The sequence below is a fragment of the Mycoplasma sp. E35C genome (assembly GCF_019873825.1).
GTDB lineage: Bacteria > Bacillota_I > Bacilli_A > Mycoplasmatales > Mycoplasmoidaceae > Mycoplasmoides.
The window spans coordinates 79365-100803 of sequence record NZ_CP068418.1 but is presented as its reverse complement, the minus strand read 5'-3'; the positions used below and the strand labels follow the sequence as shown (position 1 = coordinate 100803).

General features: G+C 29.2%; 12 protein-coding genes. All 12 read right to left on the bottom strand.

The window, feature by feature from the left end; all coding sequences use genetic code 4:
- Nucleotides 1–369: 369 nt before the first annotated feature.
- Complete coding sequence (locus JJE79_RS00430; protein ID WP_222926538.1) at nt 370–3762, bottom strand: AAA domain-containing protein; 3393 nt, start codon at nt 3760–3762, stop codon at nt 370–372.
- A 21-nt stretch (nt 3763–3783) separates the two neighbouring features.
- Complete coding sequence (locus JJE79_RS00425; protein ID WP_222926536.1) at nt 3784–8286, bottom strand: PolC-type DNA polymerase III; 4503 nt, start codon at nt 8284–8286, stop codon at nt 3784–3786.
- Nucleotides 8287–8291: 5 nt separating this feature from the next.
- Complete coding sequence (locus tag JJE79_RS00420; protein ID WP_222926534.1) at nt 8292–9107, bottom strand: site-2 protease family protein; 816 nt, start codon at nt 9105–9107, stop codon at nt 8292–8294.
- A 3-nt stretch (nt 9108–9110) separates the two neighbouring features.
- A complete protein-coding gene (locus JJE79_RS00415; RefSeq protein ID WP_222926532.1) occupies nt 9111–10214 on the bottom strand; it encodes an NAD-dependent epimerase/dehydratase family protein in 1104 nt (367 codons plus the stop codon).
- A gap of 27 nt (nt 10215–10241) precedes the next feature.
- On the bottom strand, nt 10242–11387 hold the full coding sequence (locus JJE79_RS00410; protein ID WP_222926530.1) for a phosphatidate cytidylyltransferase: 1146 nt from the start codon (nt 11385–11387) through the stop codon (nt 10242–10244).
- A 3-nt stretch (nt 11388–11390) separates the two neighbouring features.
- Nucleotides 11391–11942 carry a ribosome recycling factor gene (gene frr, locus JJE79_RS00405; protein WP_222926528.1) on the bottom strand — a complete coding sequence of 184 codons (552 nt, stop codon included), beginning with the start codon at nt 11940–11942 and terminating at the stop codon, nt 11391–11393.
- Nucleotides 11943–11954: 12 nt separating this feature from the next.
- Nucleotides 11955–12665 (bottom strand): UMP kinase, encoded by a 711-nt coding sequence (gene pyrH / locus JJE79_RS00400; RefSeq protein WP_222926526.1) that lies wholly within the window; start codon nt 12663–12665, stop codon nt 11955–11957.
- A 20-nt stretch (nt 12666–12685) separates the two neighbouring features.
- The gene (gene tsf / locus JJE79_RS00395) at nt 12686–13564 is read right to left on the bottom strand and encodes a translation elongation factor Ts (RefSeq protein ID WP_222926524.1); all 879 of its coding nucleotides are present in this window, start codon (nt 13562–13564) and stop codon (nt 12686–12688) included.
- Between the two features lie 136 nt (nt 13565–13700).
- Nucleotides 13701–16559: an excinuclease ABC subunit UvrA gene (gene uvrA, locus JJE79_RS00390; RefSeq protein ID WP_222926522.1), complete on the bottom strand. Its 2859-nt coding sequence runs from the start codon at nt 16557–16559 to the stop codon at nt 13701–13703.
- Nucleotides 16559–19174, bottom strand: a complete 2616-nt coding sequence (locus JJE79_RS00385) for a hypothetical protein (RefSeq protein WP_222926520.1) — start codon at nt 19172–19174, stop codon at nt 16559–16561. The genes uvrA and JJE79_RS00385 overlap by 1 nt, the downstream gene beginning before the upstream one ends.
- An 8-nt stretch (nt 19175–19182) precedes the next feature.
- Nucleotides 19183–19512 carry a co-chaperone YbbN gene (locus JJE79_RS00380; protein WP_222926518.1) on the bottom strand — a complete coding sequence of 110 codons (330 nt, stop codon included), beginning with the start codon at nt 19510–19512 and terminating at the stop codon, nt 19183–19185.
- Entirely contained in the window at nt 19499–21433 is a 1935-nt protein-coding gene (locus JJE79_RS00375) for an FtsK/SpoIIIE domain-containing protein (RefSeq protein WP_222926517.1), read from the bottom strand. The genes JJE79_RS00380 and JJE79_RS00375 overlap by 14 nt, the downstream gene beginning before the upstream one ends.
- Nucleotides 21434–21439 lie beyond the last annotated feature (6 nt).

Genomic DNA, 21439 nt, shown 5'->3' with positions numbered 1-21439 from the left:
ATAAGCAAAGCTTATGTTAGTAATTTCTTTAATTTGTTTTTTAAGCGCTATTTTGTTGAAATAACAAATAACCGACAACCCAAAACTTAAACTAAAAACTATAAACAAAAAATAGATAAGATAAAAATAGTAAATTTTACTGAAGAAAGAAATATTGCTTACTTCAAAAAATGACTTATCAAATGTCGGGAATTCTATTTTTCAATAAATAAATACAGCAAAAAATAGCAATAAAAATACTGATGCAATTATGTTGCAATATAAACTTTTATGACTTATGAAGCTTATTAATTTATTCACAAGATTTCCTCAAAATTAAATAAAGATAAACTATTCTTAATTAATAAATAACCTTTTAAAAAAATTAAATTATTGGTTCTTTTCGCTATTAATTTGTCTAATTCTTTTATCTAAAATATCTTTGATATCTAATAAAACTTTTTTCTTATCAAGTTTTCATTCAGTTGATCAAAGGTTATAGTGTTTTCAACCACGCTTAGTTAAGAAGATTTTCTTATAAACGTAGTTTTCATTAAAGTCAGCCATGCCATTAAAGTTTTTGATATCAAGATCAATCGCTAAGAATGGAATGTCATCATAATAGATTACGAAATCAAAATTATAAGACCCATTATCCACATTTTGTTTAATGGTAAAGTATTGTCCAAAGGCTTGTTCTAATGTCTTTTTAACATCACTAAAAATCTGTGGTTTTTGTTTTAATTTTTCTTCGATTTCTCTGGTTTGTTTATCAAATGTTGCAATATTTACATTCATTGCAGTTTTTTCACAATAATCTAAATATTCAACGAATAACCGTGAACCAGGAGAAGGCGAACCCCAACCATTATATTCACTAGCTTTTGATGATTTGAAAATTTCAATACGATCCTTAGATCGTGTGATTGCCACATTTAAACGGTTAATTCCATTATTAACACTACTAATTGGACCATAAGAAGTTACGGTCTTATCATAAGCAATTGAGAATAAAATGATGTCACGTTCATCACCCTGAACATTTTCAACTGATTTAACAAACAACCCAACATATTCACCGTTTTCGTTGTATCTTTCACGTCATTCATTAACTCTTGGATCGTTTAGTTTATCTAATAATAACTCAATTAATGTTGCTTGATTTTTGTTAAAAGCAACCACCCCAACCGTCTTTTTATAATCTTCGGTTAATGTTAATTTTTGAATCCGATTAACAACTTCTTGGGCTTCAGCAACATTCTTACGATCTTTTCATTTACCATTAACAACATCATGAACAATAAACGAATTAGATTGTTTGATCGCTTTATTCATGAAGATTAATTCACTGTCATAAATATGATCGTTGGTAAAAGCAATTAGATCACCAAAATTAGAACGATAGTGATACTTTAACATCACGTTAATACGGCTGCGTTCTTTTAAGAAATGAATTAAACTTACTGCGTTTAATGATTCTTCAACTTCAATTAAATCTTCATCAGCAATCTGGTCTAATGCAACTTCGTCATATTCAGATCTTGATGAGAAAAAACTTGTTGGTTTAAGTTGTTTGGTATCACCTGCAATAATGTATTTTTTAGCACGGTATAAGGTTGGTAATGCGCGTTCTAAAAATACTTGACTGGCTTCATCAATAATTACATAGTCATATAAATCTTTTTTGTTTTCTAACAAAACAGAAGCAGTTTCAAACGACATAATATGAATCTTGAATAGCTTCATAATAATGTCACGATTTAAGTTAAACCATCAATTAATATTCTTGAAATGTTTATTTCGTCCCTGACGACAGATTTCTAATAATGTCTTTTTATCTTCTTTGTATAAGGTATAAAAATTACGAATAATAATCGACTTTAAATTACGCTTACATGATTGAATATAAACATCAACATCTGAACTGTAATTTTCTTGTAAATGATCCAACGCATTTTGGGCATAATTCAATTTACCTAAATATGCACTTGAATGATTTTGAACAAACCAAGAATTAAAATACTCACGTTGGTATTTTTTTATATTGATCTCTTCGTTTTTTAGAATAATACGTTTATAAGTTTCTGACTTATATTTGTTTAGTTCTAAAAAACGGTTAATTTGATCAACCACCAATCGGCTTGATCGAATTAATTCATCGTATGGTTTGAAATAAAACGGAACGACATAATTTTCTTTAACAACATTCTTCTTAACATAAAGATGAATTGCATACATTAAAGTTTTAAGATCGTTTGGATCATTTTGATAAATCTTCAAGAATTTAGCAAATGTTTCAGCTTTTCATGTTGCATCAATTTCGTTATACAAAACGATGTATTCTTTATGTTTAACTAACCAAGATTCATCCGTAAATAATCTTACTCATTCATTAAATCTGGTGTAATCATCAATTTCAATATGATCAACATCTAATGGTTTAAAGTTTAAGATTAAATCCAAGAATGGATAGCTAAAATCACCAGAGCTAATTTGGTGGTTATATATTCTTTGAATCTGGAATGATAAATCTAAATATTGTTTTAAATATCCTGGTTCAAATTTAGCTTGTGGAGTGTTTAAAACATTGTTGTGATAGTTATCCGTAAAGAATTTTTCATAGCTAGAAAACTGCGAATAAAAACGGTTAGCTTCTTTATCTAATGCAGGAATATATAGTGCTAAATTTTTGTATTTACCCAGTCTGTTATACACCACTTCCATGGCTGTGGTTTTTTCAGTCACGAATAAAGCAGTCTTACCTTTAAGAGCAATATTAACCAAAATATTTAAGATCGTTTCAGACTTCCCAGTTCCTGGCGGACCTTCGATTACAACATTACCATCCAGCGCATGTTTAACGGCTAGTTGTTGGAAAAAATCTAGGTGTGAGGCTAAATAAATATCACTTAATGAATAGTTATTGGCAAACTCATCATGGTTAAATAATAAATCCCGTTTGTTGGTAAATAGATCATCAATTGCCACAGGATCGTTCATCATGATGTCAGAAAAATCTTGCAACAACTTATCACCTTTAACATCAAAGATTCCCAAAATAATGTTGTTGGCAATACTATTAACACCGCCGTTTTCAGCTCATTTAGCAGCAAAGTCTTTTTTGGTTATTTCAAAAAACGGAACAACTTCATTGGTAATTGGTTGTTTAAAACCAATATCAAGTGATCTGAATATTTCTAATGCTTGGTTAAGATTTAATTTAGTTTGATCGTATTTGTTTTCAAATAAAATACCACGCTTGTTAGTTTCAACAGCTAAAATTGTCGTATTAATTAAATACTCTTGACGATTGATTGATAAAACAATTTTTTGAAACTGATTGATTTGTTTTAATTCAACTTGAACATATAATAATGGTGCTTTGTAATAATCACCATATTGATTTCTTCCTTCAATTAATGGCAAACCAATAAATAAGGAATCATCACCCGTTTCACGAAGTTGTTTTTTCATTGATTTATACAACTTGTTAAATTGATCAACATAATGTTTGTATAAATCCTTAGCATCATCAAAACCAAAGCGGCGTTCTGCTTCTTCATCAGGAATTTCTCGTAGTTTTTTTAAATCTAATTCTAGATAATCATTACTATTTAAATACGAAATAATCCCTGGCATTGAATGATCAAAGATATTAGAAGTTACTTTTAATAACTCCCCCAAATCAATCATTGAGCTTGATAACGATGGTATTCAAAAGCTCTTTGATTTCGTTTTATCATTTATTAATCTATTCTTTAATCAAGTTCAATCAGAAGCCATATCTTAATTGTCTAATATATTTTAGTATAACCGAATTTTTTCATCTGCCTTCAAGTCGCCAAATACCTTATAGGTAACAAAATAATTTCAAACATTTTTATCCAGCTTACAGCGATCTTTTAAATCAGCTTGGGATTTAAAGCCGCCGTTTTCATCACGATTTTTAACAATCAGTTTTGCAATTTCATCACCCAGACCATCAATGCTATTAAACGGTGGATAAATTTTATTATTTTTTACTGTAAATTCTGCAGCTTCAGAATGTTGTAAACTTACTTGTTCTAATTTAATGCCTCGTTCAAGCATCTCGATGTATAGTTCATAGGTTGAAAATAAATCTTCATCCTTCTTTTTGAGTGCAACTTTTTCTTTAGAATTTTTTGCTTTTGTAATTAATGTTTTAATTTCTTTATAGCGTTTTGTGACAGCTTCAATGCCACCATTAATACAAGTTAAAACGTCATGTTCTTTGACCTTGTATGAATAAATTGCAGCATAAAACGCCATCGGGTGATGTAGTTTAAATCAAGCAATTTTTCATGCCATTAATACATAGGCTGTTGCGTGGGCTTTGGGGAACATGTATTTAATTTTATTACATGAATCAATGTAGTCATTTGATACTTCAAATTCACGCATAACTTTTTCATACTCAGGTTTTAATTTCTTGCCTTTTCTGACATCTTCCATGATGCTGAAAGCAGTCTTTTTTTCAATCCCAATACCACTTAAATAAGTCATGATATCATCACGACAAGCAATTACTTCATCAAGGCGATAATTCTTATAAAGAATTAAATCAGCAGCATTACCTGTTCATACATCAGTCCCGTGACTTAAACCAGATACACGAATTAAATCAGCCACTGATTGTGGTTTAGCTATCTTTAAAATTTCACGAGTTGTTTTGGTCCCAAATTCAGGAATCCCCAAAGCACCTGTGGCATTTCTTAAGATCTCATTTTTACCAAAATCTAAACCATGTTCTAAATTAAATAAAGATAATACATCTTTATCATTGTTAGGAATTTCTTCTGGTTTAACGCCTGTGATCTGATAAAGTTTTCTTAAAATTGTCGGGTCTTCTTGCGATAAAATATCAAGTTTTAACAATGTGTCATGAAGGTATTCAAATTTAAAGTGTGATGTTCTTCATTTTGATTTTTTATCATCAGCTGGATAGTTAACTGGACAGAAATCTTCGATTTCTTTATCTTTAGGGAAAACTAAAATCCCACCAGGGTGTTGTCCTGTGGTTCTTTTAATTTCACTAATTTCACTCGCATATCAACCAGATAATTTTTCAGCTTGTTCAATTGAGTTGGTTAGTTCTAAATAATCCCGCGCAATCTTATACGCAGTTTTATCTTGCATGGTTGATATCGTTCCACATCTAGTGGTGTGTGATTCACCAAACAACTCTTTTACGTAGTTATGTGCAGTTGCTTGGTATTGACTTGAAAAGTTCAAGTCAATATCTGGCGTTTTTTCACCATTGAATCCCATGAATGAAGCAAACGGAATGTTATGACCTTCACCATTCATTTCACCATCACATTTTTTATTAATACATGGCTTGTTGATAAGATCATGTCCATCATCAATATCGTCAATAAATTCTGTAGTTTTGCACAACTTACAATAGTAGTATGGTTGTAAGGGATTAACTTCAGAAATACCAGCCAACAATGCCACGATTGATGAACCAACCGATCCCCGTGAACCAACGATATAACCATCATCATTGGATTTTTTAACCAATAAGTGAGCTAATCAATAAACAATACCATAACCATTACCAACAATGGCTTTTAGTTCGTAATCAATTCGATCTTGAATGATCGGATCAATGTTGTCACCAAATAATTCATAAGCACGATTTTTTACCAATTCAGTTAATTTATCATCTGAGCCTTCAATCTTTGGTGGATGTAAATCTTTTGGATATGGTAATAATCCATCATCCTTAAACATTGATGAAATTTTAGCACCATTTTTATGAATTAAATTTGCTAAAATTTCAGGTTCTTTAATAAACGAAAAATCGTTATATACTTCTTGTTTTCTACGGATATGTAAATCAGGAATTTGCTGATTCGCTTTCATATCACGATCATAAAAATGGTGAATTTTTTTACCAGTAACTTCAGCACTGATTAAACATTCATAAAACTGTTTTTGTTCTTTTCTTAAATAGTGTGCAGCTGAGCTGAATGTGTATGGAATTTTTTCTTGTTCACAGATGTCAATAATTCTTTTGATTAGATCTTGAACATCTGATAACGAAATATCATTGCGACTAACTTGTTTTTTAAATAATGATGGTAATGGCACTAAAACAAAATCATGCTTCTTAATGATTTTTCTTAAATTATCATTCGTATCATACTTAGCAGCATGAATCACATGACCTAATAATGGGTGTGATGAAACTAATAGATCATCGCTGTATTTTTGAATATCAGATCAGAACAATTTTGGTGTTCCATAAAACTGATCAGTAGATGATAAACTAACTAATTTATAAAGCTTTTTTAAACCTGCTTTATTCTTAGCATAAACTAGTGCTTTTCTAGTTCTGATACGGTTGAATAAATTTTCATTCAACATATCTTTTTTATCATCACTTGAATTATTATTTTCTTCGATTTTTATCGAAGATTTTAATGGTTTTGTGAATTTTTCACCTTGGGCGTTTACAAGTTTTTGTTTATCATTTAAATCTAAAAATGAAGTTCATTCTTTAGCATTAACTTCACTTAACATTTTCATTAAACATTTACTTAAAACATCAGTATCGTAATTAGCGCGGTGGGCTGCTTCTTCGTCGTAATTGATTCCTAATTTTGTTGCTAATTTTTGCAATGTATAACTCTTAGATTGGTATAGTTGATATGCCAATCTTAAAGTGTCTAACATTGGGTTGTTAATTGTTTTTAATTGATATTGATCAATCTTGGTATTTAATCAAATAAAGTCGAAATCAATCCCGTTGTGAGCAACTAAAATATCATCTGGTTGAATGAAATCAATGAATTCATTTAAAACGGTTTTTTCATCTTTTGCGTCTTTCAAATCACTTTCTTTAATACCAGTTAAGCTCGTGGTAAATTCAGAAAGTGGTTTTTTGTTTTTAATGAATTTTTCAAACTCATCAAGTTTAGTAAATTCCAGTTTGTTATTAATTTTATTTAACTTAACTTGGATGCGAACAGCGCCGATTTCAATCATCTGTTCATAATAAGCATTCAGTCCTGTTGTTTCAATATCATAAACAACAAAAACAACATCATCAAAAGGTAATTTTTTATTGTTTTTAACAATAAAATCTTCATCATCAAAAACATCAACCTCAAGTCCGTAATGAACTTTAATATCAGGATTACCTTTTTCTTTTCAATTAGCCAATTCAGGGAATGCTTGGACCACTCCTGTATCAGTAATCGCAATATCTTTAATTTGATTTTGTTCGCAAAATGCTTTTAAATCATCAACATCATTAAGCCCATCATGAACACTCATTTTGGTATGAAAGAAAAACTCATGACGATCTGTAAAATCATCTGGAGATGGTTTTAATCATTCAGGAATATCAACATGTTGGATCTTTAAGATTTCTGTAAATTTACGTTGTTCTCGACCTGTTTTAATTCTTAATTGGATCTTAATTCAATCACCTTTTTTAAAACTACTTAAATAATCACTTGATAGGTGTTGGCTGCGTGAAACTCAACTAAAAATTGAAGTGGCACTATTCTTATCAGCAATCCCGATTCTTAATGTTCTATTAGCTCCATTAACTTTATAGTCATAACTATAAATCTTCCCTCACATTGTGGTTAGTGAAGTAACTTCTTCAGGATCAAATTCAGCTATCTCAGTTAGTTCTGCATTCTCAGAAATCTGATTTAATTCTTTACATTCTTCTAAACTTAATTCTGGTTCTTTTTCTTTAACTACATTGCTAGTTTTATTATTAAAAATTTTAGCGTTTTCTTCGCGTTCTTTGTTTAAATTACGACTAATAACATTGATGTCTAATGATGTTGTTAAAGTAATTTGAAAAAAACCAATTTTATCTAAACGTTCAATTAACCAATCTAATTGTTCATCGAATGCTTGCTTCATTTCAGCATTAGCAAACACTACTTCATAACTTCGTTCATTAATTTGATTAATTGCACTAACAAACGGGTTTTTAGTCTTATAAAACAAATAAAGATCAATGATTGCATCATTGATTATTTCTGTAGTTCAATATTTTTGATCAACCGTAAAGTTAAAGTTAAAATAAAGCTCTTTGTTTTCATTCTCAAAGGCTTTAATCGTTTCTAAATAATCTTGATAATACTCAGCTTTAATGCCATTATTTAGGACGAATTCAATGTTTAAAGTTTTACGGTTGTCACCAACATCCATATTGCATGATACCGTTGATTTTTTAAGAAAACTATTTAGATTAGCAGGAATATTTAAATAGTTATTCAAATTCGCAATAAACGTTTGAATATCGTCCTTAGTCATCGTTGCTATCCTATTTTAATTTGGTTAATAATACTTCCGATTGAAATTCATAATACAATCAAAACACCAATAATTGTTGTGATTGTTCATATTTTTTCATTAACTGGTTTTTTCGCAATACGTTCGTATGTGTATTGAAAAATCTTAGATCCATCTAATGGTGCAATTGGTAATAAGTTAAACACACCAGTAGCTGCATTAACTGAGGTAATTGATAGTAATAAATATTGTCAGTTCGCTTCTCTTGATGCAAAAGGTGCTACGTGACCACCACCAGAACCACCGCCTGGACTAACTGGTCTTCATAGTTCGTGAACTACAAAAGCATCACCAATATTAATAAAGATGTTTTTAAAGAAATTACCTAAATCTAAGGTTGAGTTTGAATCTTTAAAGATCCAACTATAAATTCCCAAAAAGACTAAAAAGCCTAAGAAGTTGAACAAAATGCCACCAAACATAATTAGCATTTGTTTTCAATATGCCACCTTTTCAAGGCTGTATGTGCCTTTTGGTTTTGGCATTATATAAAAGTTATAGTTCTTGGAGTTTGGATCATCCAAATATGCTTGTCTGAGTTTATCACTTTCAAGCATTACAAAAGCTCCTGCTAAAATTATGCGGAAGCTAAAAATCATATTCTTTTTATGACTATAAAAAGAAAATAATGTTGGTCCAATTCCGATTGAAAATTCTTTGACATGAACTTTTGCCATCTTGGCAAAAACAAAATGACCTAACTCATGAATTGACAAGGTCACAATCATTGCAAAGACTAAAATCAGAATTAACAATGCTAAATTTCCGTTGTTATGTTGCATCTTCTATTTCATTAAATGATTATATTTTTTGGAAATATCTTCTTTAATTTTAAATATTAAATCCTCAATCTTCCAGATGTCTTTGATTTTTTTATGTGGATAATTCCAATAATAATCAATAATAATCTCGCTCATTTTAGTGAAGTTAATCTTATTATTCCTAAATAAATCCAAGACAAACTCATTGATTGTGGTTAATACAACCCCTCTGGTTGTGTCGTGATTGTTTAATATATCATAAGCAATTTTAAATACTGGATATTGATTAAAATCAATTTTTTCAAACTTGATTGGTTTTTTGTAAATATCTAACTGGTGCACGACATTAGATTTGTTATTAAATCTTGTTAATGCCGATTGAATTGATCAACGCATGTCATTGATTGATGCGTGCAAATGAATGGAGTTGTCACTAAAAATAACACCAGCATGGATCGTTGATGTGCGTTCAACAACAGGGCTAATATTTTTGATATTAAATAAATAATATGCTTCAATAATTTCATAAACTTTATTAATAAAAGTTGCTGAATTTATCGATATTTCTTCACCCATTTTCCAATTTGGGTGGTTAATTGCATCTTTGTATGTAATCTTTTTTAATTCGGTTTTATTTAAACCAAAATACTTTGATCCAGAAGCAGTAATGATTAATTCTTTGACATGTTTTTTATTAACATTTTTTAATAATGCATATAAAGAACTATGTTCTGAATCAATGGGATAGATTTCAACTTTAGCATTCTTTTTAAGTTTATTAATTTGATTACCAGCAATAATTAACGATTCTTTATTGGCTAATAATAAATCCTTTTTCTTAACCAAAGTAGTTAATGAAGCACCAATACCAGCCGATCCATTAATCGCATTTATCACCATATCTGGTTTTGATTTTTCAATTAATTGAATTAGATCATTAATATTCTTATTATGCTTTGGATCTGAATGGCATAATACGTATTCTGGATTTAGCTGTTTGATGATGTTTTTTGCTTCATTATGGTTTTTGTTATAAGAAAAACCAACTAGTTCGTATTTTAATTGACAAATAACATCAATTGCTTGTTTACCAATTGATCCAGTAGCTCCTAGCACTAATACTTTCATAAATTAATTAAGGGTTGTTGTTAAAAATTAATTAGCAAAACTAATTGCAAATTGATAAATTAAAAAACCACCAAAAACAAAACTAAAGCCATCAAAGCGATCTAAGATACCACCATGACCTCTTAATACATTTGAATAGTCTTTTACTTGATATAGACGTTTAATGTATGAAAAATATAAATCACCTAGAATTGCAATAATTGAAAAAACAAAGATTGCTAAGGTTGCAAAGAACCATCAGAAGATGACCATATTAATATCTTGAGTATAAAAAGTTACTTGGAAGATATTTTTAATCAAATTATGTTGATCAGTTGATGTTTGAGAATTATTAACTAATCCTTGGATGATTGGAATTGAATATAGCAACGTAATGCCCAACATACAAACTAATGTTGATAATGATCCAAAGATTGCTCCACTTCAAGTTTTATTTGGGCTTAGGTGGGGAATCATTTTTAATTTACCATGGCGTTTACCAATAATATAAGCAAACGAATCAGTCATCACAACTAAGCATGAAAGATATAAGAAAGTGGTTCAACCTTTTGAGAATAATGTGAATGCAATTGCATACAATCCCATGTTAAAAAAGAACCATAATCCTAATAAACTTAAAATGTCTTTTTTGTTTATTTTTTTCGTAATTTTTAACAAAATAAAGTTAAGAATGATGTTAAAAACTACCATGATAATTGCTACTAAAAATACGATAGCAAAAATTGAAGCATTTGCTGTTTTATTAAATTTTTCACTAACATTGTTAGCAATCAACTCATAGTCTGGTTTGATTAAATGAAATTGCCCAATGCTAATGTAAGTGATGTTAATAATTAAATAAAAAACCAAATTACTTAGTATTAAAGTAACAATCGCTTTTTTATTGTCATTAAAAATAATGTTACCAATTTCTTTAAATCCCAAGATAAAAACAAAACACAAAATAATTAAAACAAAGGTGCTAAATATTGTTCTAATTGTTGCATTGTTTATTGTGTCAGTTAATCCTGTTGAAGTTTGAATTGGTTTGAAAACTGATCAATTGTTATAAGGATCTGCAAAAGCACTAAAAATGAATGTTAATACAAAAAAACAAACAATAACTAGAGTCATAAAGCCTCTAGAGTTCTTGTTTGTTGTTCAATTTTTAAAGTTTTGGTATCCTAGTTTCATCGCCTAAAGGCTAAGTAAGTCTTTTTCTTTTTTAGCTAAAATCGAATCTACTTGATCAATGTATTTTTTACTAATCTTATCGATTTCAGTTTCAAAATATTTGTTAAGATCTTTGTCAGCAATTTTGTCAGCTTTAACTTTGTTTAAAGTATCACGGCGCACAAATCGAATTTCTTGTTTAGCTTTTTCACCAACTGCTTTAGCTTTCTTAACGTTTTCTTTACGGTTTTCTTCAGTTAATTGTGGTAATTTAATACGGATTTTATCACCATCAACAACAGGAGTTAAGTTTAAATTAGCCTTTAATAAAGCTGATTGAATTGGGTTTACTTGAGCTTTTTCATAAGGCTTGATTAAAATTTCTCTAGGTTCTGGAATTGATAGTTGTGCCATTTCAATTAATGGTGTCATTTCGCCGTAGTATTCAGCACGAACATCATCTAAAATGCTTAAATTAGCTCTACCTGAACGAATTTTAGAAAGTTCAGATTCTAATCATGAAATTTTGCTATCAGCTTCTTTTGTAAAGAAATCAGAATAAACTTTAAGTTCCATAAAATCGATTAATTAATTTGTGATTGTTGTATGTTTGTTGTTTTTCTTAATTGTATTAATTAAGGCGTTGTCAGCTTCAATGTTAAAGATTAATAACTTCAAGTTATGATCCATAGCCAAAGAAAAAGCTGTTAAATCCATAATTCGAAGTTCTTTTGACAATGCTTCTTTATAAGTAATTTTTTCGATAAATTTAGCTTTCTTATCAACTTTGGGATCAGCTGTATAAACCCCATCAACACCATCTTTACCAATCAATACCATTGCAGCATTAATTTGAATGGCTCTTAAAACTGTAGCTGTGTCAGTTGTAAAGTGTGAATTACCAGTGCCACCAGCAAAGAATGCCACTTGACAGTCATTAAAGATTTCTGACAAACTCTTTGGATTAATGTCAGTAGTCAATCCCTTAACTTCTAGCGCTGATAACACTTTGGTTTTTAATCCAATTGATTGTAATTTTGACTCTAATAAAGATGAATTAATTACAGTAGCCAACATACCAATATAATCAGCTTTATTGATTTCAACACCGAAATCTTGAGCTAATTTACCACGGAAAATGTTACCACCACCAACAATTAATCCAATGTTGTATTTTGATGATAAGGTTTTTATTTGATTTGCCAAACTATTAATCTTTTCATAAGAATAACAATCGTTATTATTTTTATCTTGAAGTGAAGCTCCACTAATTTTGATAATGATGTTTGGCTTGTTCATTGTCTTTAAAACCCGATCTCTTATTTCATTTGAGCTTTAACTTCATCAGCGAAGTTGCTAGTTACTTTTTCAATACCTTCACCAACTTCGAATCTAATAAAGCTTAAAACTTCAATGTTTTTATCCTTAGCAGCTTGCTTAACTGTTTGTTCTTGATTTACTAAGAATTTTTGATTTACTAAACAAACTTCTTCAAAAATCTTGTTAACACGACCTTCTACAATCTTATCAATAAAGTTTGCTGGTTTACCTTCAGATAAAGCTTGTGCTTTTGCAATTTCTTTTTCTTTTTCAATGAAATCAGTTGATACATCTTTTTCTGAAACAAACTTCGGATTAGATGCAGCAATGTGCATTGCTAAGTGTTTTAAGAATTCTTTGTCTTCAGTTTTTGAAGTTTTTACAATAACACCAATTCTGTTGTTTGAGTGTAAGTAAGTTCCAACTGAAGTGTTAGCTTCTTCTTGAACAGATTGCGCTCTTCTTACTGAAATCTTTTCACCAATAATTGCTGTTAAGTGAATTTGAGTTTCAGCAACAGTTGAACCACTTGCTAATTTTAATGCTTCAATTTGAGCAACATCTGTTGTTTGAGTTTTGTGCACTAAATCAATTAATTCGTTAGAAAATGCGATAAATTGATCATTTTTAGTAACAAAGTCTGTTTGTGAGTTAATTTCAACAACAGTTGCAACTTGGTCTGCTAATTTTAATTTAATGATACCTTCAGCAGCAACATTATCAACTTTTTTAGCTGCTTTAGCAATCCCGTTTTCTCTTAATCATTTGATTGCTGCATCGATATCATTGTTTGTAGCTTCTAAAGCTTTCTTACAATCCATGAAACCAGCTTGTGTGCTAGCTCTTAATTGTTTAATTAATTCTGTAATTGACGCCATAATTTTCGTTATTCTATTATAACATTTTAGCAATTACAAACATTTATGGATTGCAAATGAAATTGTTTATATATAAGAAATTTGCTATTTAATGATAATTTTGTTGACAATCTAGGTTTAAAAACATGTTTTTAAACTATTTGTCCTTCATCACTTTAGCTAAATATTTAGCCGTATATGAACTGTCAGTATATTTATCAACTAACTCTTGTGGGCTGCCTGCACAAACCACATAACCACCTTCATCACCACCATTAGGACCAAGATCAATAATGTGATCAGCAACTTTTATCAAATCAAGATTATGTTCAATAACAATCACAGAATCACCATTTTCAACTAAACGATTTAATACGGATAATAATTTCTTAATATCATGAGAATGTAATCCTGTTGTTGGTTCATCTAAAACATAAATTGTTTTACCAGTAGCTTTTCTTTGAAGATATTTTGCCAACTTAATTCTTTGGGCTTCACCACCTGAAAGTGCAGTTGCGCTTGTTGATAGTTTTAAATAATCCAACCCTACATCACACATTAATTGAAGTTTTCTGTTGATTGCTGGAATTGATTTAAAGAATTCTAGTGCTTCTTCACATGACATTTCTAAAACATCATAAATTGACTTATTTTTGTATTTAATTTCAAGGGTTGCTTCGTTGAATTTTTTACCATTACAACTAGAACATTTAACATATACATTTGGTAAAAAATGCATCTCAATACACTTAACACCATCACCTTGACAATCATCGCATCGACCACCAGGTACATTGAATGAAAAACGTGATTTAGTATACCCTCTAGTTTTTGCTTCAATAACGTTAGCAAACACATCACGAATATCATCAAAAACTTTAACATATGTTGCTGGATTTGATCGTGGCGTTCTACCAATTGGATCTTGTGAAACTTTAACGATTTTATCGATATTATTGATACCAATTAAAGATTTATATTTACCAACTTCAACGAATTTATTGAAGATAATTTTTTCAATCGCATTAACTAAAGTATGGTTTACTAATGTTGATTTTCCACTACCTGAAACACCAGTAACAACAACAAATTTGTTTAGGGGAAATTCAACGTTAATATTCTTTAAATTGTTAGCACTAGCACCTTTAAGAATAATTTTTTGACCATTACCTGGATGTAGTTTTTTAGGAACATCAATCTTTTGTTGTTTTGATAAATATTGACCAGTTAATGAGTTCTTGTTTTTCATCACTTCATCAACAGTTCCAGCAGCAACAACTTTACCACCATAAATCCCAGCACCTGGTCCGATGTCGATTAAATAATCAGCTGCCATCATGGTGTCTTCGTCATGTTCAACGATGATTAAACTGTTACCTAAATCTTTCATTGATTTAAGCGTGCTGATTAACTTATCATTATCTTTTTGGTGTAACCCGATTGATGGTTCATCTAAAACATATAAAACGCCTGATAATCGCGAACCAATTTGGGTGGCCAATCGAATGCGTTGTGATTCTCCACCTGATAGGGTTGATGCATTTCTTGATAATGTTAAATATTCTAATCCAACATTGATTAAGAAGTATAAACGATCTAAGATTTCTTTTAAAACGAATTTAGCAATCTTGGTTTTTTCTTCACTAAATTTTAGGTTTAAAATGAAATCTAATTCTTTGTTGATATTAAGTGAAGTAAATTCAACAATGTCTAATCCACCAATTTTTACGCTTAATGCAGCTGGTGATAATTTCTTACCATCACATGTTTTACATTTTTGTTGTGAAGTGTATTTTGAATAATAATCACGAGCCATTGAACTGTTAGTTTCTAAATGACGACGTTGAATTAATTTGGCAATTCCTTCAACATAATCAAGACGTGAACTAACACCGTTTTTATTCTTGGATTCAATGATTATTTCAATTGGTTCATCTGAACCTTCTAATAAGTAATTAACTTCTTTTTTAGATAGATCTTTAATTGGTGTATTAACATCAATTTTATAGTGCTTAATGATTGATGAAAAACGTTGTCAATCATTTGATGAAGTGTTGATGGTATTTTTAAAATAATCAATCGCACCTTCGTTGATTGTTAAATTTTTATCAGGAATAATTTTATCAACATCAGGTTCAAAGGTAAAACCTAAACCCTTACAATAATCACACGCACCAATCGGACTGTTGAATGAAAATAATCGTGGTTCTAATTCAGGAATACTAAACCCACATTGATCACATGAGTGGTTTAAAGAAAATTCGTATTTTTCTTGATCAGTAATAATATGAACTAAACCATTGGTAATACTTAAAACTGTTTCAATGGCATCAGTAATTCTTAATTTAGTTTGGTTATCTTTATGTAAAACAATACGATCAACAATGATGCTAATATCGTGTCTTTGGTTTTTTTCTAACTCGATATTATCATCCAAACTATAAGTTGTGCCATCAACTAAAACCCGAACAAATCCTTGTTTACGATATTTCTCGAATTCGTTTTTAAATGTTCCTTTTTGTAACTTAATAACAGGAGCTAAAATTTGCAACCGACTATCATCAGGTAATTCTAAAACTTGATCAATGATTTGTTTGATTGTTGTTGTTTTAATTTTCCCATGACCATTAGCACAATAAGCATCACCCACTCTTGCTCATAATAGCCGTAAAAAATCATAAATTTCAGTAACCGTGCCAACGGTTGATCTGGGGTTATGTGATGTTGATTTTTGATCAATCGAAATTGAAGGTGATAACCCTTCAATTGAATCAACATCTGGTTTTTCATTATTACCCAAAAATTGACGTGCATAAGGTGATAATGATTCTAGATATCTTCTTTGTCCTTCAGCATAGATGGTTTCAAAAGCTAAAGAAGATTTACCACTTCCTGATAAACCTGTGATAACTACCAATTTATTTTTGGGAATATCTAAGCTGATGTTTTTTAAATTATTTTGGCGCGCACCAACAATACTAATAAAATTCGAAGTATCTTTTTTTTGATTTTTCATTACAACTCTTTTGTCCCTAGATCATTCATTAATTGAATATCAGAATCATTTAAAACAATAGCAGCTTCTGATTGGTTTTGGTATTTCAACAATAATCCTTTGAATACGTTGTATTCATGCTTGGTATTAAGTTTGAAATCTTCAATAAATAATAGTCGTGGTAATTTTACAAATTTTGACAATAAATAAACTGTTATTGCGTCAGAATTTGATAAGAAGTTTAGATAACTATAATTGATGTCTTCACTAATACCAACATCTTTATATGAACGGTATAAATACAGTTCAGTTAAGATCTTATTAAGTTTTTTAGAACGATATTTAAACAAACTTCAATCACTAAATAAACTGTATAAATATTGTCAGCGATTAATGATGGCTAGATAATAATTCAAGATTAAATTGATCTGTTTAATATCTATTGCATTTTTAGTTTTTAATAGTTTTTTCTTATATAAAACTCTATTAACCAATTCGAGATTTTTATATAAAGTTTTAATCGTATTTTTAAGTTTGTTAAAACGATCAAAATACGATTTATTTTGATCAATTAAGTTCTTAGATAAATATTCTTGTTTGTATTGTTCTTGTCGTAATTTATCAACTTTAATTAGTTCTTTAGTGGCATTAATTTTATGTTCAACATCTTGTTTGTAAGTTTCATAATTTACTTTAATGTGGGTATTAGATTTAATTTGAGTTTTTAGATCTAAAACATGTTGAACAATATAGTTTTCATAACGATGAGCAATCTTAGAATGAATCTTATGATTTTTAGCTAAATAATCCTTGTATTTGGCTTTGAATTCTTCTTTTAATGTTTTCGCATAATTCTTAATATCAAAGTTAATTTTAGGAAAATCAGTTAAGCTATCAGTTTGTAATTCAATCTCATCAATAAAATACTTAATTTGGTTTCAAATTAAACGCGTAGCTCATCGGATATTAATTAAATTGCTATAAAAACTAATTGAAGGATTCATCTTATATGAATTCAAGAAGTCTAAGGTTAATTTGAAACCAAAAGCATTGATATAAAAGATTGTTGCTTGAATATCATTTCTTGAGGTGTTTGATAAATTTAAGTAGTAATGATACAGTTTTTGATAACTATAAATTGACAACTTATAAATCTTATTTAAGACGGTTTTTTTAAACCGTCTTCTTAAAGCGTTTGAATAATAATCTGGATTATATTCTTTATTAAATAAAGTATAAAGATCAGGTTTTTTGGTTTGATTTCTATAAATCTTAATACTTTCTTTTAATTGATCTTTTAGACGTGATAAATAGATATTTTTTTGAAAAATATCATTTAGGTGTCTACCGTAATTTAGTTTGTTTTCTTCGACTAAATTAACAATTAATTCATTCAGATTTTGATTGCTTTTGTGTAAAGAAATTTTTGCTAATTTCTTAAATTTATATCTTAAGTCTGAGTATAAATTTGCTAACTGTTTTGCTTGGGTTTGTTTGATTAATTGATCAAAATCATCGATGTTATCAGCAGTTTGATTAATGATCTTTTTCGTATTTTCAATGAAGTTATTAACACCTGTAATATTTAAGTGTTTTATTCATTTAATTTTCTTAACAATCTTGATTAGTTCGTTTGCTTTAAATCATTCAGTTAAATAATAAATTTTATCTGAATAATCAGATTCAATAAACATTCTTGATTGGTTAAATGTTCGTTGTTTTTTTAAACCCTTAATGTAATTCTTAAGAATTTTTTTAATATCTTTTTCTTGGACTTTTTTATTTTTGATTAGTTGTTTGATCTGGGTTTCAACACGCTTAATTTCATCATGTTGTTGAACTCAATAAGGTCCGTATTTTTTGTTATTTTTAAGGTTTTCAATACGTTTTTTTAGATTGCTGATTTGATCTTCTAAGTAGTAAATTTGCGAGATTTTTTCTGATGGATTTTTGGCAGCAATGATGTCAAAATTATTTTCATTGATTGTTTTAAAATCAACATCATAAGCACTTAGATGATCGATCAGTTCTTTGTAGTTTCTTTTTAATAAATTAAAGTGACTAAGATTGATGTCCTTAGCATTATAAAACTGATCATTGTATAGCTTAATTGTTTTTTGTAATTCAGTTAGTTTATGTGCGTATTGATCAAACTGATTAGCCAAACGATCAGCAATTACTTTTTTATGAAAAATAAAACGGTTTTTCCAAACGTTTAAAAACTTTTCTTTGTTTTCTTTAATCAATAATCCTTTGTAGAAATTCGAAAACAAAGTGCTGATAATATTTTTGTTACTAGTCAAGATTTCTTGATAGTCTTTTTGCTTAATATTAACGACTAAAAGTTTTGCTCGTTTTTTGGAAAAAACCGAACTATTTGATAAATATTTAAGTTTATCTAAATAAACTTCACCAACAACAGCTTTGTTGGTTTTATTTAAGATGCTAAATAACTGGTATCACGAATTAGCATGAGCTGGTTTAATTTGGATCTTGTCATACTTTCTGAACCTAATCTTGTTAGTTTCTTGTAGACGTTTTAGCCCATCCTTAGTTCATGTGTAATAAAAAAGATAATGGATTTCAAAGAAAACCGGTTCACGTTCTAAATTGAAAAATCCATTAATTAAATCCATTTAATTACCTAAATGTGTTTGTCTAATTCTGCGTTTAATTTGTCTTCTGAAATGAAGTTTACATGTTCAAACACTTTTTTACCATCTTTGAACACCATATAAACTGGCACAACCTTGATTGCTCATTTGTGGTTGGGATCATCTTCTGCTCACATTTGTTCTTTATCAACATCAATGTGGTAGCAATCATATTGTTCTTGTCTTTCTTTTGCCACTTTTTCAATGATCGGTTCGTTCATTTTACAAACACCACATTGTTCTCATGTAAATTTAACAAAAAGTGGTTTTTTATTTGTTTCGATTAATGTTTCTAATTCTTTTAAGCTAATGTTTTTCATAGTTAATTGTGTAATGTGTAATCACGCTATCTAATAGTTGGTTATCAATAAAACATGACAACCCACGAGTAATGATTTCTCTAGATAGCGGATCAATAATGTATAAGTCTCCGTTTTTATATAGTTTATACAAACTATTTTTATTAATCAACATTTTTGACTCTTCTTCAGTGTCAACTTTTAGATTAATAATCTTACCATAACACTTAATTAATTCATCATCAATCATGTTGTTAGCAATCTTGTTGGTTACTAAAATTAAGTAAATATTAAGCTTATTGGCAACCTTGTGAATGTGAGAAATAAACTTAAACATGTATGAGAAATCATAATCTAAATAATCATTTAAATCATTGATGTAAATGACCATATCTTTGATACGGTTATCCATGTTGTTCTTATTGAATTGATCAATCGAATCAACATTATGATCTCTTAGTATTCTGGTTCGATATTTAACTTCGTTGATGATTGTTTCAAATAAGTTATTGCCACCTTCAACACTATTGATTGGTTCATTTACTAAGTGTGGTAAATCTTTTAATTTTGATAACTTAGAATTTGGTGAATCAATAATACATAGTTGTAAATCGTTCGGAGAACGATTGATTACTAATGATGTCAGCGCTGAGATTGCACACATCATTTTACCCGATCCTAGACCACCAACAAATAATAAGCATTTTTCTTTTTTCAGATCGTAATTAATTGGGTGGAAGTTTTCATCAATACCAATGGCACAATTTAATTCGTTACGATAAATTCCATCATCCCTTGGCATCACATCAGTTAGAGCAATCTTACTTTGGTTAAATACGCTGGTTGATAATTCAACAATATCACCTTTTTGTGAAACATTAACAACACTGGTTTCAAAGATATCAATGAATTGTTGTTTTAAGTTTTTAATCTCTTTAATTTGGTTGCGATCAGCAAATTCAAAGATTAATTTAACTTCAGTTGGTCCACATTTTTTCTCAATTAGTTTTGCTCTGATTTTGGCTTTTCTAAATAGTTTTTCTAATTTAGTGGCAATGTTTTCTAAGAATGATTCGTTGTTTTTTTGTTCATTAATTGAAACTTGTTTTAATTCTAGTGGACGTAATTGTTTATAAACCGTTTTATGGATTTGTGAAAATGATAATTCTTTGGTTTGTAAATTACCAGTTTCATGATAAACATCATCAACTTGTTTTGGTTCAACGAAGGTTTTTTCTTGTGGTTTATCTTGATTATCTTTTTGATACAAACGATCGTATAAAGGAATGAAATCCTTATTGATCACACCACCCATTACTTTAATTAGTTTGTTCTTAAATTTAATGAAGCCTTTGATGTTGAAATAAACACCAACAAAGATGATGATGACTGCTAAGAATAGTAATGCTAATTCAACGGCAATCAACGCTGGGAATTGGGCATTAATTGCAATGAATAAACTATTAATCATCCCACCAGAAACTAACGTTCCTTTTAGTTGTCATAATCATTCACCATTAACGCCTGAATATTTTTTTCAATTCTCAAAAAAGGTTTGGACATAACTATTTAAATTAATGTCAGGAACACTTTTTCAATAAATGAAATAATGAGCAACACCAAATAATAATAAGATGAAAATATCAACGAATAAGATGAACCACCAAACTAATTTAGATCGATAAAACCGTAAGATTATCGGGTTAGGTAGCATCAATATTATCAGAACAGTAAATAAGATAAAATAAGCAATATATTTTGCTGTTCCAAAGAATAATAAATCAAAAATTACTCCATCAATAACTTCACCAAAATATGGAGCTCTAAAGAACGACAGAAACAATAACACCATTAAAAATGCTGAAACCATCACCCTAATGACATGATTCTTTTTTGTTAATGGAATTTTAAAGTTGGTAACTCTTTCTTTGATGTTTTCCATATTTTA